13 protein-coding genes and 1 pseudogene are annotated in these 13,441 nt (G+C 52.5%); 6 read left to right on the top strand and 8 right to left on the bottom strand.

Annotation, left to right across the window (positions count from 1 at the left end; all coding sequences use genetic code 11):
* Positions 1-51: 51 nt before the first annotated feature.
* Both A0127_RS03165 and A0127_RS03160 read right to left on the bottom strand, forming a co-directional pair.
* The gene (locus A0127_RS03165) at positions 52-1,056 is read right to left on the bottom strand and encodes an ABC transporter ATP-binding protein (protein WP_062387870.1); all 1,005 of its coding nucleotides are present in this window, start codon (positions 1,054-1,056) and stop codon (positions 52-54) included.
* On the bottom strand, positions 1,050-2,678 hold the full coding sequence (locus tag A0127_RS03160) for an ABC transporter permease (RefSeq protein WP_062387867.1): 1,629 nt from the start codon (positions 2,676-2,678) through the stop codon (positions 1,050-1,052). Before A0127_RS03160 ends, A0127_RS03165 begins: the two co-directional genes overlap by 7 nt.
* A 78-nt stretch (positions 2,679-2,756) precedes the next feature.
* Here A0127_RS03160 and A0127_RS03155 point away from each other — a divergent pair, with 78 nt between their 5' ends.
* The 4 genes and pseudogenes from A0127_RS03155 (at position 2,757) to A0127_RS03140 (ending at position 6,428) form a co-directional block, all read left to right on the top strand.
* Positions 2,757-3,800 (top strand): DmpA family aminopeptidase, encoded by a 1,044-nt coding sequence (locus tag A0127_RS03155; RefSeq protein WP_062387864.1) that lies wholly within the window; start codon positions 2,757-2,759, stop codon positions 3,798-3,800.
* Between the two features lie 133 nt (positions 3,801-3,933).
* Positions 3,934-5,540 (top strand): annotated as a pseudogene (locus A0127_RS03150) (B12-binding domain-containing radical SAM protein).
* A 103-nt stretch (positions 5,541-5,643) separates the two neighbouring features.
* Positions 5,644-5,877: an Lrp/AsnC ligand binding domain-containing protein gene (locus tag A0127_RS03145; protein WP_054840979.1), complete on the top strand. Its 234-nt coding sequence runs from the start codon at positions 5,644-5,646 to the stop codon at positions 5,875-5,877.
* Positions 5,874-6,428, top strand: coding sequence for a GbsR/MarR family transcriptional regulator (locus A0127_RS03140; protein WP_062387861.1), 555 nt, complete (start codon positions 5,874-5,876; stop codon positions 6,426-6,428). Before A0127_RS03145 ends, A0127_RS03140 begins: the two co-directional genes overlap by 4 nt.
* Here the strand turns inward: A0127_RS03140 and A0127_RS03135 are convergent.
* The 4 genes from A0127_RS03135 to A0127_RS03120 are packed head-to-tail and all read right to left on the bottom strand — an operon-like array spanning position 6,425 to position 9,798.
* Entirely contained in the window at positions 6,425-7,270 is an 846-nt protein-coding gene (locus tag A0127_RS03135) for a deoxyribonuclease IV (RefSeq protein ID WP_062387858.1), read from the bottom strand. The two genes, A0127_RS03140 and A0127_RS03135, sit on opposite strands and share 4 nt — an antisense overlap.
* A gap of 33 nt (positions 7,271-7,303) precedes the next feature.
* A complete protein-coding gene (locus A0127_RS03130) occupies positions 7,304-8,371 on the bottom strand; it encodes a hypothetical protein (RefSeq protein WP_156471145.1) in 1,068 nt (355 codons plus the stop codon).
* Positions 8,328-9,503, bottom strand: a complete 1,176-nt coding sequence (locus A0127_RS03125) for a DUF373 family protein (protein WP_062387852.1) — start codon at positions 9,501-9,503, stop codon at positions 8,328-8,330. Before A0127_RS03125 ends, A0127_RS03130 begins: the two co-directional genes overlap by 44 nt.
* On the bottom strand, positions 9,496-9,798 hold the full coding sequence (locus A0127_RS03120) for an MTH1187 family thiamine-binding protein (RefSeq protein ID WP_054840981.1): 303 nt from the start codon (positions 9,796-9,798) through the stop codon (positions 9,496-9,498). The genes A0127_RS03125 and A0127_RS03120 overlap by 8 nt, the downstream gene beginning before the upstream one ends.
* Positions 9,799-9,905: 107 nt before the next feature.
* On the opposite strand from A0127_RS03120, the gene A0127_RS03115 reads away from it, so the two are divergent.
* Both A0127_RS03115 and A0127_RS03110 read left to right on the top strand, forming a co-directional pair.
* Positions 9,906-10,523, top strand: a complete 618-nt coding sequence (locus tag A0127_RS03115) for a TIGR00296 family protein (protein ID WP_062387851.1) — start codon at positions 9,906-9,908, stop codon at positions 10,521-10,523.
* 9 nt (positions 10,524-10,532) lie between these two features.
* The gene (locus A0127_RS03110) at positions 10,533-10,715 is read left to right on the top strand and encodes a hypothetical protein (RefSeq protein WP_054840982.1); all 183 of its coding nucleotides are present in this window, start codon (positions 10,533-10,535) and stop codon (positions 10,713-10,715) included.
* A gap of 83 nt (positions 10,716-10,798) precedes the next feature.
* On the opposite strand, the gene taw3 is transcribed toward A0127_RS03110, so the two are convergent.
* A complete protein-coding gene (gene taw3 / locus A0127_RS03105; RefSeq protein ID WP_062387848.1) occupies positions 10,799-11,395 on the bottom strand; it encodes a tRNA(Phe) 7-((3-amino-3-carboxypropyl)-4-demethylwyosine(37)-N(4))-methyltransferase Taw3 in 597 nt (198 codons plus the stop codon).
* A gap of 10 nt (positions 11,396-11,405) precedes the next feature.
* Complete coding sequence (locus A0127_RS03100) at positions 11,406-13,376, bottom strand: IGHMBP2 family helicase (protein ID WP_062387845.1); 1,971 nt, start codon at positions 13,374-13,376, stop codon at positions 11,406-11,408.
* Between the last annotated feature and the right edge of the window lie 65 nt (positions 13,377-13,441).

Below are 13,441 nucleotides of genomic sequence, written 5' to 3'. Positions count from 1 at the left end.
ATCTGCCCCAATGCAGGGAAAACCAAAAACGATGGAGTTGGGCAGAGTTAGTCATTCAAGGACAGAATATGACAGAACTTCGACGCTCACTTCTTGGGGGATGTCTTCCGGGCTGAACGGCAGTTCGTTAAGGAAGCGCTCCGCCGTTATAGTCTTGCCACCTATCTCCAGCCTGAGGCGTATCCTGCCCGGCAAGAGGTCGTAGCCAATAACTCTGGCACCCCTCCCGGGCTTCACGAGGACGTTTTCGGGCCTGAAGAAGACCCTAACTTTTCCATCTCTTCCTGTTTTGAACTCCAGAGTTCCAAGGCGGGCGATCCCGCTCTTGGCTTCAAGCTCCAGTATGTTGCTCAACCCCAGGAACTTGGCGACGAACTCTGTTTTCGGGTGGTAGTAGAGCTCAAGCGGCTTTCCTATCCCCTCTATCCTCCCCGAGTTCATTACGGCTATTCTGTCGCTCACAGCCATTGCCTCTTCCTGGTCGTGGGTGACGTAGATCGTCGTTATCCCAAGTTCCTTCTGGATTCTCCTTATCTCTCCCCTCAGGCGCTCGCGTATCTTGGCATCTAAGTTGCTGAGCGGTTCGTCAAGGAGAAGAACCTGCGGCTCTATAACCAGGGCCCTGGCTAAAGCTACCCTCTGCTGCTGGCCGCCGGAGAGCTGTTCGGGATAGCGGTTTTCAAAACCTTTAAGGCCAACCAGTTCAAGCGCCCACGTCACCCTTCTGTTTATCTCGTCCCTGGGAAGCTTCCTCGTCTCAAGGCCGAAGGCGACGTTTTCGAAGACGGTCATGTGCGGGAACAGCGCGTAGTCCTGGAAGACTATTCCAATGCTCCTCTTCCCGGGTTCGAGGTCGGTAACATCGGTTTCGTCGAAAAACACCCTTCCAGAGTCGGGCTTTTCAAGCCCTGCTATGATCCTCAAGGTTGTCGTCTTCCCGCACCCGCTCGGCCCGAGGAGCGTTATCATCTCCCCGCTCTTCACTTCAAGCTCTGGGATCTCGAGTGTAAAGCCCTCGAACGACTTCCTTATCCCCTCAAGCTTAACCCTCACCATACTTCCTCACCGGTTCTCTCGATTATTATGAAGCCGAGAGCCGAGACCGCCATGAGGAGGACAGAGAGTGCTGATGCACTCCCGAACTGCCTTGCACCGAGGAACTTGTATATGGCTATGGTCATCGTGGTGTATTCCGGTGTGGCAAGCATGTAGGTTGCCCCAAGCTCCGCAATGCTCATCGCGAATGCGAATATCGCCCCCACTATCAATCCCCCGGCAGCCAGCGGCAGTTCGACTCTCAGGAAGGCCTTCCACTCACCAGCACCGAGGCTAAGCGCGGCCTCCCTAAGGTTCGGCTTTATCTTCTTCAGGGCCGTTGAGACGGCGCGAAGGACGAACGGGTAGGCTATGATTGTGTGCGCTATCACGACTATCCATATGGTGTAGTAGAGAGGTGTTGTGCTGAAGAACTTCACGTAGGCGAAGCCTATGGTTATAGGAGAGCTGGCCAGCGGGAGCATCGCGAGGGCATCGAGCAGGACTTTCCCCCTGAACTTCCAGCGGTTGAGAAAGTACGCTATCGGCAGGCCTACCAGCGTTGAGAAGAACACCGTTGCAAAGCCGAAGAGGAGGGAGTTCTTTATCGCGCCAAGGGTTGACGTTCCAAACATTGGGTTGTACTCGGTGGAGAACACTCTCCTATACCACTCGAGGCTCCAAGTTCCGTTGAAGCGCAGGGAGTCGTAGAGAATCGCCCCAAGCGGCGCCAGGATAAAGACCACAACGAAGATGGAGTAGAGAACTATCCCAAACCCCTTGAGGCTTAAGATGGACCTGATAGCCAGCTTCTTCGGTTTCCTCATTATTCTCTGCTCCTCCCTCTTTGAATACGCATCAAGCGCTTTCAGGTAGAAGTACATGAAGAGCACCGAGAGGGAGAGCTGGATTATCGCGAGAGCCGCCCCGGTCCTGAAGTCGAGGAGGGTAACTATCGTCGAGAATATGTCCACCTCGATGGTAACATACTGGTAGCCGCCGAGGATGAGCGGCACGGAGAAGCTGAGAAAGCAGAAAACGAAAGTCAGCATAGCCGAGGCGAATATAGCCGGGGAGATCAGCGGGAGCGTGACCTTTCTGAATAGAGTGAATCCTCTTGCCCCGAGGACTTCGGCCATTTCCTCGTAGTGGGGGTTGATCCTCTGCCAGAGCGCGGAGACCATCCTGACGACGATCGGGAAGTTATAGAATGCGTGGGCCAGAAGGATGGCCTTCCAGGAGTAGATTATGCCCGGGTCGCGCCCTATCAGTCCTGCAATGATGCCGTCCTTCCCGAAGAGTATCACGAAGCCGAGCGCTACCATAATGCCGGGCATCACGAAAGGAACAGTTAGAACGGCCTTTATCAGCCTCTTTCCGGGAAAGTCGTAGTTGGCGAAGATGTACGCCCCGGGAAGGCCTATGAGAACGGTTAAAACCGTTGAGGCTAAAGCCTGGGAAATCGTGAAGAGGACAACATTTCGGTGATACTCGTTGCTCAGGACTGCCCGGAGATACTCTAAAGTCGGCCCCTTTTCCCAGACTCCAAGACTGAGGATGCTGAGTATTGGGGCGTAGAAGAAGATTACAAGGAAGGCCAGTGGTGGCAGGAGTACCGCGAGCGCTTTTGGCCTCATGCCCATAACTCGGTTCTTCGGGTTTATAAGCGTTGATTGGGCAAAGTTGTTAAGGTCTGAGGGCTATTCATCCCGGTGACGCTCATGAAGGCCCCGGACCTTGGGATAAGGATAGGCATCCATGAACCCGGAAAGAGGAACTCAATAGCCGACCTCGGCGTCAAAGTCGGCCACAAAACCCTCATCGAGGGTGATGATGTAAGGACTGGCGTTACCGTAGTTCTACCGCCGGTAAAGAACCCCTTTAGGGAAAGGCTATTCGCTTCTACCTTCGTCATGAACGGCTTCTCCAAACCGATAGGCTTTGTCCAGGTTGACGAACTCGGCTATATTGAGACTCCGATAGCGTTAACCAACACGCTAAGCGTTTACACCGTCGCCAGCGCCGTCGTCAGGCACATGATCGACCTCAACCCAGACCTGAAGAGCGTCTCGCCCGTCGTCATGGAGTGCAACGACTCCTATCTTAACAACATCAGGAAGATGGCAGTTGAGGAGGAGCACTACTTCGAGGCTCTCAGGAATGCCTCGCTCGACTTTGAGGAAGGTGCTGTGGGAGCAGGAACGGGAATGAGCGCCTTCGAGTTCAAAGGTGGTATAGGCTCTTCCTCAAGGGCCGTCGAGATTGGCGGAGAAGAGTACAAGGTAGTTTCCCTTGTCCTGGCAAACTTCGGAAGGAGAGAAGACTTAACGATAGCTGGAGTTCCCGTCGGCGAGCTTCTGAAGGATTATCCTGGTAGGGGAACTTCGGGGAAGGGCAGCATCTCTATGGTTGTTGCCACCGATGCCCCCCTCACGGCGGGGCAGCTCAGGAGGCTCGCCAAGAGGGCAGTTATGGGGCTGGCAAGAACGGGCGGCTACGCCTACCACGGGAGCGGAGACATAGTCCTGGCATTCTCCACAGCTCAGACCGTTCCAATTGGAAAAGAGCCGGAACTGGTTAGTTTCCTGCCTGACAATGCTCTCAGCTATCTCTTCAGGGCGACCGCCGAGGCAACGGAAGAGGCAATAATAAACGCCCTCCTGCAGGCAAAAACTATTGAAGGAAACGGGCACGTAAGGTATGCACTGCCCGTTGATAAAGTCGTTGAGATTCTGGAGAAATACGGAAGAATAGAGCGTGGTTAGCCCACTGTTTGATTCATTTTATACGTTGATTAGTAGTCAGCAATTGGAATATTCGAAGTTTTTTCTATGGATCACTTAGAAATCCGAAAACCATATATATGCAACTTTTTCTTCATACCTATGAGGTGATGAAATGGGCAGGATAGTTTTAACGACCGATGAAACTCTGACGAGCACGTACCACGACGTGCCCCTGCTCGACTTCCTTGGCTGTGCGCCCTACGACAAGCTCCCGAAGTGGGTTTTCAGGTTTTTTGACACCCAGCTGCCCGATGAGAACGGCGTTCTAACCCAGGCCCCTTACGGCCTCAGGAAGGTCGAAGCGGCCCTTCTCAGGGACGGCTTTAGGAGGGACGAGGTCGTCGTCACCCACCCTCGCAAGATTGAGAAGTTCATAGGAAATGACACGACAGTCGTCGCCCTCTACGAGATGGACCCACTCGGCCTGGGGCCGGTCAGCATGATGTTCACGAACGGCGGCAAGTGGACGAACTACACGAAGGTCAAGTTCCTTGGGCTCGTGGAGAGGATAAACCGCATAAGGGAGGGTAAAAAGCTAGACTTCAAGCTTGTCGTCGGCGGGCCGGGAGCCTGGCAGGTGGACTTCAGAAAAGAGGAGCGGGAGAGGCTGAAGATAGACCACGTGGTGATCGGTGAAGTAGATCACGTTGTGGGAGAACTCTTCAGGGAGATCGAGAGCGGGAGCGCCGACGAGACGATCTTTATAAGGGGCTGGCCGCGGGTGGAGCAGATTCCAACAATCGTGGCACCCTCTTACAAGGGTCTCGTCGAGGTGATGCGGGGCTGTGGGAGGGGCTGTCGCTTCTGCGAGCCGAATCTGAGGGTCGCCCGCTACATGCCGCTGGAGAGGATAGAGGAGGAGATAAGGCTCAACGTCAGCGCTGGAATAGACCACGCCTGGCTCCACAGCGAGGACATCTTTCTCTATCAGGTCGGGGACAGGAAGAACTTCTATCCAAATGCTGAGGCCGTTGTTGAGCTGTTTGAAATGGCAAGGAAATACACGAAGAACGTGAACCCGACCCATGGGGCCGTCGCAGGGGCCTTAGCAGTTCCAGGGATGATAGAGGAAATCTCCCGTATCGTTGATGCAGGCCCAGCTCGCTGGATAGGCATTCAGGTCGGCTTTGAGACGGCCTCACCGAGGCTCATAGGGAAGTACATGAACAACAAGATGAAGCCTTTCTCACCCGAGGAGTGGCCATGGGTTCTCCTCAACGGGACTTACGTCTTCAACAAGAACTACTGGTTCCCGGCTTACACAACGATTCTGGGATTGCCTGGCGACACCGATGACGACGAAATAATGACGGCGCGGCTAATAGTTACGATGGAGAGGGAGCTTGAGGAGAAGCTCGGTAATAGAGCGCACTTCACTGTGACTCCACTGGCGTTCGTTCCTATGGGCCTGCTCAAGAAACAGGAGTCTACCAGATCGACGAGATGATAACTTACGGCCAGTTCCTTCATCTCTACTACGCTTGGAAGCACATGATGAGGGAGGTAACGAGGGGTCTGCCCGCGGTCATGAAGAACAACCCGTTCCTGATACCTTTCTACCCGCTAGCGAGGCTTGGAACGAGAATCGTCATACGGCAGATAGAGAAGTGGGGAAGGAGCAAGGGTTACGAGGTAAAGCCGCTTGAGCCGCTCGATATTCGGATTGAGGTAGAAGAACACCGCTGGTATTCTCAGCCGAGCCTTGTGGAGGCCTATTGATTCTTGGACCCATTCTTTTTGTGTTTTAGTATTTACTAAATTTTCGGAAATTTCCGAAAGTTTTATAAGATCCGAGTGCCAATGCACACATGGAGATGATACCATGGAGGCGTTCCTCCTGCTCGTGACAGATGCCAAGAACGATGACGGTGTCGTTGAGTACCTCAGGAGCCTTGGCCGGGTGGTTGAGTTCTACCGCCTGTATGGCTACTACGATATCCTCGCGAGGGTCAGCGTGAACGACCCTGGGGAACTTTCAAAGCTCCAGCGAGAAATCTTAAACACCGGGAGGGTTCTCCTTATAGAAACATTAATCTGCGCGGAGGGAGAGAGTTGAGTGTTGAAAATGCTAAGAGGATAATGATGGAGCACTTCGCGAACACCGCAAGAAAGTTCGGACTCAGCGAGCTCTACGGATATATCTACGGTGTTCTCTTTTTTGAGGACGAGCCCATGAGCCTTGGAGAGATAGCCAAAAGAACGGGCTACTCGCTTTCCCACGTGAGCAGTGCTCTCAAATTCCTTGAGAACTTGGGACTCGTTGTGAGGATAAAGAAGCCGGGCGACAGAAAGGCTTACTACAAAGCTGTGAAGAACCTCCAGGAATGGCGCAGGGCGGCGTACTACAAAAGAATCCTTGAGGACGTTAGAGAAACCCGCGAGAGCCTTCTGAGGGTGCTTGAGGAACTGGAAGGCGAGAATGGAGAAGATGTCGAAAGGGTCAGGGAAAGGATAGGACTCCTACTCAAGAAGAATTTAGTGGCGGAGAAGATAGCGGAGATACTCTCGAAAGGGGACGAGGAAGTCCTTGAGACTATCATAGATTGCATTGAAAAGAGGTCGAAAAGAACTTCTGATGGCGGCCCTAGTGAGGGGACCATACTTTAGACCTTTACCTCCTCATACTTCTTCTTCATGAGGATGGCATCTTCCTCTATGTTCGGGCTTTCGCTTATAACGATACCCTTCACCTTGAACTCTTTTAAGACCCTGAGCAAGTCCTCCCAATTCATATCGCTTTCTTGGAGCGGTAAGTGTCTCTTCTCCCCCTTCTCAGTGTACTCGATGCCGCTCATGTGGATGTGCATGTTGTCCAAAGCCTCTCTGCCGAGTCTGTCCTCGATGAAGGACAGCATCTCGCGCCACTCTTCAACGCTGTTGCACTTCCCCTTGTTCCTCGCGTGGGCGTGAGCAAAGTCTATCGTCGGAAGAACCATCTCGAGCTCCTCGCTAAGCTTCACTACCTCCTTCAGGTCGCCGAACTGGGTGGGCTTTCCAGTTAGCTCTGGTCGTATCCAGACTTTCACGCCTTTGTCCATTAGCTCCTTCTGGATATCCTTAAGTGCCTCGAGGATCCTCTGATAGACGCTCTCTGGCGGCTGTTTGAGGTAGTAGCCCGCATGAAAGACGACGCTCCAGCCACCTGCCTCGTAGAGCCTCTCGGCGCTCTGTATTATCCTCTTCTTGCTCGCCTCGACTTTCGCCTTCTCCTTAGCGTTGAGGTTAATGTAGTATGGAGCGTGAGCGGTGAGGAGAACGTCGTTCTTTTTTGCCACGTACTTGATTTTCTTTGCCAGCTCTGGGGAGATGTTGACACCCCTAACGAACTCAAGCTCCATAGCATCTAATCCGAGCTTCCTGACGTGCTCGATGCCGGTAATCGTTGAAGGCTTCGGTGTTGACAGCGGTATTCCAGCCGTTCCAAAGCGCAGTCTGTCCACCTTGAACATACTCACCACCAAGATAAATTAGGTCTTCCTAATTTAAATGTTGTCCCATTCAATTTCTTCCCCGAGGACCTTTTCAAGCAACCTAACTTCTTTCTGAATCTCCTCTTCGAGCCGAGTTCTCAGTTTTTCGAGCTTTTTCTTTTCGTTCTTAAGCTCCTTGATCCTGCGCTCCAGGGAGCTTATCTCACTCTCAATGTGCTCGGCGCGGGAGAGTTCTTTTTCCTTGGCACTTTCGAGTTCCTGACTCTTCCTATCCAGTTCTCTGATCTCACTGACAGTACTTTCAAGGTTTTCAATCAGCCATTCAGCCGATTTAAGGGCCTTTCCTCCAAACCTCGGCTTCAGCGTTTGGAGGAGTGAGATCACTTCCTCCGGCCTTTCGAGTGCAACACTGCTGTCCCTGGCGAGCTGATCTGCAAGACCACCCATGCGAAGCCTCTTTAGGGTCTTCTGGATTTTTGAAACGTTCGACCTAACTTCCCTTTCGAGCTTTCTCTTCTTGGTGGTGATGTTTTCGAGTTGCTCTTCAATACCCTTGACTTCTGGCTTTTGGCGCTCTTGTTCGATTTCCTTTCTTTTCAGCGTAATCTCTTCTAAAAGCGACTCAATCTCGGAACTGATGGAGCTGAGGTTTTCCTGCACGGTTTTAAGTTCTCTGATCTTTTTCTCAATTTCAAGCTTGGGGAGTGATCTCTTCTGAGTCTCTTGGAGATATTCTCTATATGCTTCGTCCATCTCCTTGAGAATCGAGTTTATTGCCCGAACTTCCTTTTCAAAAAGGATTATGACATGCTTTCCGTAGTCAACGTGAACCTTTGCAAGCTCCGGGAGGCGCTTTCCAAGGTCTTCAATATCCCGGATGCCCTCAAGGGCGCGCTTAAACGCCGAAACATAGGCCCGCCTGGCTGCTTCGACGAGTTTCAAGAGAGTCTCGTCAACGTTTTTTGGAGGCTTTGCCTTCTCAAGTTTTTCAACGGCCTTTTTCAGTTCTTTCTTTTTCTTGGAGAGCCATTTTTGATAGGTATTTCTTATTTTTAGGGCCTCTTTCTGCGATTCTTCAAGCTTTAGCCGATACTTCCTGAGTGCGTCTTCCATTCTCAACGTTCATCCATCCCTTAACTTTTCCACGGAGATATGCCCCCGCTAAAACCGCCACTCCAACATCAAGAATCCCCAGGATAAGCTTCTGGAAAACCTCAATGTCAGAGACCATGAATATCGATAGGGCATATCTAGTCGTTAGGTCAAGTGTCACCCAGAGGGCGGGGGTCATGAGGAGCGCCGAGATATAGTACCATATATGGTAGTCGCGCCTCAAGTAGGCGTGAAGGACTTTCCCAGCTATCATTACGGCAATTCCAATGGTTATCGTCCCGGATATTGCGTTCAGGTATATCAGCGTTGCCAGGAGTGAGGTCCCGGGGTAACTGCCTATAAGCTGAAGGGAATAGCTCTCCAGGTTCAGGTAGGCGTTTATTGCGCCGCTGACGATTATCAAAATTCCAGCCACAAAGGACAGGACAACTACGAACTGCTCAACGATGGCACGTCTAAACGAGGATATCACACCGCTTAGGTCAATGTTGAAACCCTTCGTAAAGAACAGACCGCCGATTATCAGAAGGACAGTACCGGAAATTACCGTTGACACTATCTTCTCGCTCTGCGGATACCACACACCCACTATCTTGGACAGGCCGTAGAGCAGGACGATAAGACCGGGAATACCGAAGACAACCTTCGCAACTTCTGGGTCGCTCAGTATCTCCTTCATGTACTTCACTATGATGTACCATGTCGTCTCGATGCCCGGGCTTTGCTTGACCACAACGCGATGGGATGTTATGATTGGGACTTTTGAAGTGATTATGGGAAAAATCTGCTCGTCCTCCGCTCCATCGGTTACCGGGATCACACCATCAGCCGGAAAAACTCTCAAAACTTCCTCGAGCTGTCTGGCAAGCTCCATATCGCTTTTCAGCCCGACCTTTGGATGGCCAGTTATCAGGGCTACTTGGACCCCATCAAACTCTCCCTTCTCTTTCAGCTCGTCGTAGAGCTTTACAGCCGCGTAGAGAACGTTTGCATCGCTGTCCTCAGGGTCGGCCAGACTCAGCTTTACAGCTGCATCTAAGCAGGCGTCTCTCCCGATAACCGGCCCCTTAACTCCGGCTTTTTTTCCGAAATCGTCATCTCTGTCTATGGCCAGGATTAGCACCCTGATATCAACCACCCCTGACCTTTTCCATGACTGATTTTATTTTGTCCTCCATGTGCCGCTCCTTGTCCCTCCTGTCGTCAATCCTCACGGTTGTTGAGACCCGCTTAGCTCCGAGCTTAAACATGAGTTCGTGTGCCTCCGCGACTATTTTGAAGACGTCTTCGACGGTTGGAACTTCGATAATGGTGGCCATCGGCGTCAGTTGATATTTAACACCTTTCTTCTCTAAAAGCTTTACTACTTCGGCGACGTACCTGCTGAGGCTTTTCTCGCCCAACGGGACTATGACGAACTCCGCTATGACCATTTTCGGCACCCGTCTTAAATTCCTTCGGCGATGTTTTAAACTTTGTGTTCTGGTTAAAGCACATGTTATAAACGTTTGGAGTTCAATCAAGGATGGAGGTGATGGAGATGTACCGCATAAAGGACGAGTGGGGGGAGTTCCTCGTCAGGCTCGCGAGGAGGGCAGTTGAAGAGTACGTCAGGCATAAGAGGGTCATAGAGCCGCCTGAAGACACGCCCCCTGAGCTTTGGGAGAAGATGGGCGTCTTCGTAACCCTCAACAGGCACAATGTTCCCCCTCAGATGGCGCTTAGAGGATGCATCGGCTTTCCGCTCCCTATATACCCGCTCGTCGAGGCAACGATAAAGGCGGCGATATACGCGGCTGTTGACGATCCGCGCTTCCCACCCGTCAGGCCTGAGGAGCTTGACGAACTGACCGTTGAGGTCAGCGTCTTAACCCCGCCGGAACTCGTAGAGGGCCCGCCAGAGGAGAGACCTAAGAAGATAAAGGTCGGCAGGGACGGCCTTCTCATAGAGAAGGGCATCTACTCCGGCCTGCTCCTGCCTCAGGTTCCAGTCGAATGGGGCTGGGACGAGGAGGAGTTCCTGACCCAGACCTGCTGGAAAGCCGGTCTTCCACCCGACTGCTGGCTCGATCCAGACACAAAGGTCTACCGCTTCACTGCCGAAATCTTCGAAGAGGAGTATCCCAGGGGGCCTGTGAGAAGAAAATCGCTGGTATGAGGTGCGAACATGAGCCTACTGAGTTCTCTGCTCTTGATATCTATCTCAGGCGCTGTTTACTACTGGCTTATATCAAGAGCTATTGAAGGGTACAGGGAAGCATGGATAGACAACAGAAGCTTTGGCATCAGAGTGCTGGTGTACACCGCTATATATTACCTTATGGCTATCTATGCAATCATGGTGGATTAGACTGAGGAGTAATCAGTAACTTAATGCTCCTTCACTTCCCATCTAGATCCCGGAGCAAACGACGGAACCAAACTAAGAAAAACTCAAACCTCAGATAAGCGTTCAATTTCCTCTTCCAGCCTCTTCAGCTTCGCCTTGAACCTTCTGACCTGGGCGTTTGCAAGGGTGACTATTCTCTCGATGTATGCCTCATCAACCCACAGTTCCCCGTTCTCGCCCAGCGGGACGTCCATCCTCTCTGTTGAACGTATCTCAACGACCAGCTTCTTGTGGCTCACGCTCTTTATGTTGGAGTACTTAAAGCCCAGGCCTATGGCAAGGTTTAACAGTCTCACAGCGTCCTCAAGAGTTCTCGCCCCAACGTGGAGTATTGGACTCCTGACCAGAAACCAGAGCTGGCCGGAGCGGTGTTTTCTCACAGCCTCAAGGACTTCTTCGAGCCTGACCTCCCTGTGCCACTTGCCGAGCCACACAGAGTTCACCTTGTCGCCGAAGTGAGGCATCTCCATGACCGAAATCCTTCCCGAGCATGAGGAAGTCGTGAAGTAGTTTGGGAGGGCGTTTATCTTCTCCAGGAGCGGGATTATGTCATGGTCTACCCTGTCCTCTTCAAGGGCCTTCCTCAGGCCTTCCATCGCCTTTTCCTTCTGCTCTTCAAAGTTCTCGGTGTAGAGAAACATGCTGGTCACCTCACACCCCTATTAAAGTGCCCTTTTCTCTCACGAACTCGATAAACCTCCTGTAAGTTGGGTGGTTTGAGAGTGTGGACGAGTCCCCAACCGCTATTAACTTCCTCTTGGCCCTCGTGAGGGAGACGTTAAGCCTTCTGAGGTCTGTAAGGAAGCCGAGCTCTCCCCTTCTGTTCGAGCGGACGAAGGACAGTACAATGACCTCTTTTTCCCTCCCCTGGTAGCCGTCAACCGTTTTTACCTCGACCTCTTCGCCCACCATTGAGCTTATCATGTCCCTCTGGTCGTCGTAGGGCGTGATTACACCTATCCAGTCAGGCTTCACGCCCATCTCAAGGAGCCTCTCAACGGCCTCGGCGACGAGCTTCGCCTCAAGAGGGTTCTCCCTGCTGTCACTACCACGCCTCTGTCTCTCGAAGCGGTCTTCCCTCTTTGAGGTGTCAATGAAGACCAGCACGTTTTCGGGCTTGAGGGCAGTATTCCAGAAATCCTCAAACTCGGGTTTGCTGACCCCTAAATCCGCCAGTGTGATATTTTTAACGCTCTCGTGGGCCTCTATCTTCCCGTCGTAGAACTCCCTGCTTGGGAACTCCATCAGTCTCTCGTTCATCCTGTACTGGACGGTGAGCATCTCACTCTTCTCCGGATAGCGCTCTATTAGGCCCTCAAAGAGGGTCCTTGAAAGCTTCTTCGCCTTCCCGCTCAGTATCGTCGGCGGGAGCTGTTTGTGGTCTCCAGCCAATACAAAGCGCTTCGCCCTGTTTATAGGGATGAGGATGCTTGGAATCGTCGCCTGAGTCGCCTCGTCTATAACTGCCACATCGTATTCGCCGTAGTCAACCACTTCCAAGCCAGCTGATGCGTTTGTTGTCAGAACCACGTCGGCTTCACTGATTATCTCCCTCGCTATTCTTTCTTCAAGCTTCTTGGCATCGTCGAAGGTCTTCTGAACCTGCTGGTTTATCCTGATCCACTCCGCCATCTCCCTGATTAGTCTCGCCGAAATCCCTCTCGTCCCGATTCCCTTTTCAGCGAGCCTTAAAATTTCTCTATCGCTCAACCCCCTCCTGTACTTTGGAGCTGGCTTTGTGAAGGTGTCCCTCTTCTCCTTGAGGTTCTCACCGATGACCCTAAGCTCCCTCAGCTCTCCGTAGAGGTCGTGCTGGGTGATCAGGTAAGCTAACGTCGTCTCGTGGAGAGCCCTTGAGACCCTGCTCGGGTGACCGACCCTTACCACTTTCAATCCTGAATCTGCAAGCCTCTCGACTATGTTGTCAACGGCAACGTTGCTCTCGGCGGTTGCGAGAACCTTATGGCCCCTCGTCACCTCCTGCCTTATCAGCTCCACCAGGGTTCTCGTTTTCCCTGTCCCAAAAGGCCCGTGAACGAGGAAGAAGTCCCCACTGCCGAGGGCCTTTGATATGGCCCTCCTCTGGCTCGCGTTCAGGCTCTTGTCGAAGGGCTGGAACTCAACGGGTTCGCTCTCCTCAGGCTCCCTAAGGCCGAGGTACAGCTCAAGGGCCTTTCTCCCGCTCTCCCTCAGGTTGTCGAGGTTCTCCATCCAGCGCTTGAAGGTTATGTCGTTCGCGTAGAGGTCAATTCTGACGCCCTTAAGCGCCCACTCCGGGACGGTTTCGAGGGCAACGGTGAGAAAGCGCTTTCCCTTCTCCACGACAGTCCCCACGAGGTCGCTCTTGAGCGGGTCGCGTTTGCTGATTACTACGAGGTCGCCGATGCTTATTTCGGTCTTTATCTCCCTATCCCTTCCATACCTCACCAGAAAATAGCCGAGCTCCTCACCGATTACCTTTCCGTTGAGGCCAAGAACTGCCCTTCCAACCTTCTCTCGCTCCCTGCCGCTGAGGCGCCTCATCTCTAAGCGCATGGCCTCTATCTCGGCCCTCCGCTCCATCTCAACGAGTTCCTTGAGGTGAGCGATGAACTTTGACAGCACTACTTCTTTTTCGTTCATTTTCCTTCCCAGAGCGGGAAGGCTTGGTTGACTTAAAAGAGTTGCCCGCTGTTGTCCGTCCTGAA

Origin of the sequence: Thermococcus peptonophilus, from assembly GCF_001592435.1 — an archaeon.
Lineage (GTDB): Archaea > Methanobacteriota_B > Thermococci > Thermococcales > Thermococcaceae > Thermococcus > Thermococcus peptonophilus.
Note: the sequence above shows the minus strand (reverse complement) of the source record. Positions and strands in the feature narration are given on the sequence as shown.

Bases quoted from the DNA above. Each gene is read 5' to 3' on its own strand.
- A0127_RS03165 (WP_062387870.1), bottom strand. From the start codon at position 1,056: ATGGTGAGGGTTAAGCTTGAGGGGATAAGGAAGTCGTTCGAGGGCTTT.
- A0127_RS03160 (WP_062387867.1), bottom strand. From the start codon at position 2,678: ATGGGCATGAGGCCAAAAGCGCTCGCGGTACTCCTGCCACCACTGGCC.
- A0127_RS03155 (WP_062387864.1), top strand. From the start codon at position 2,757: ATGAAGGCCCCGGACCTTGGGATAAGGATAGGCATCCATGAACCCGGA.
- A0127_RS03145 (WP_054840979.1), top strand. From the start codon at position 5,644: ATGGAGGCGTTCCTCCTGCTCGTGACAGATGCCAAGAACGATGACGGT.
- A0127_RS03135 (WP_062387858.1), bottom strand. From the start codon at position 7,270: ATGTTCAAGGTGGACAGACTGCGCTTTGGAACGGCTGGAATACCGCTG.
- A0127_RS03120 (WP_054840981.1), bottom strand. From the start codon at position 9,798: ATGGTCATAGCGGAGTTCGTCATAGTCCCGTTGGGCGAGAAAAGCCTC.
- A0127_RS03115 (WP_062387851.1), top strand. From the start codon at position 9,906: ATGTACCGCATAAAGGACGAGTGGGGGGAGTTCCTCGTCAGGCTCGCG.
- A0127_RS03110 (WP_054840982.1), top strand. From the start codon at position 10,533: ATGAGCCTACTGAGTTCTCTGCTCTTGATATCTATCTCAGGCGCTGTT.
- taw3 (WP_062387848.1), bottom strand. From the start codon at position 11,395: ATGTTTCTCTACACCGAGAACTTTGAAGAGCAGAAGGAAAAGGCGATG.
- A0127_RS03100 (WP_062387845.1), bottom strand. From the start codon at position 13,376: ATGAACGAAAAAGAAGTAGTGCTGTCAAAGTTCATCGCTCACCTCAAG.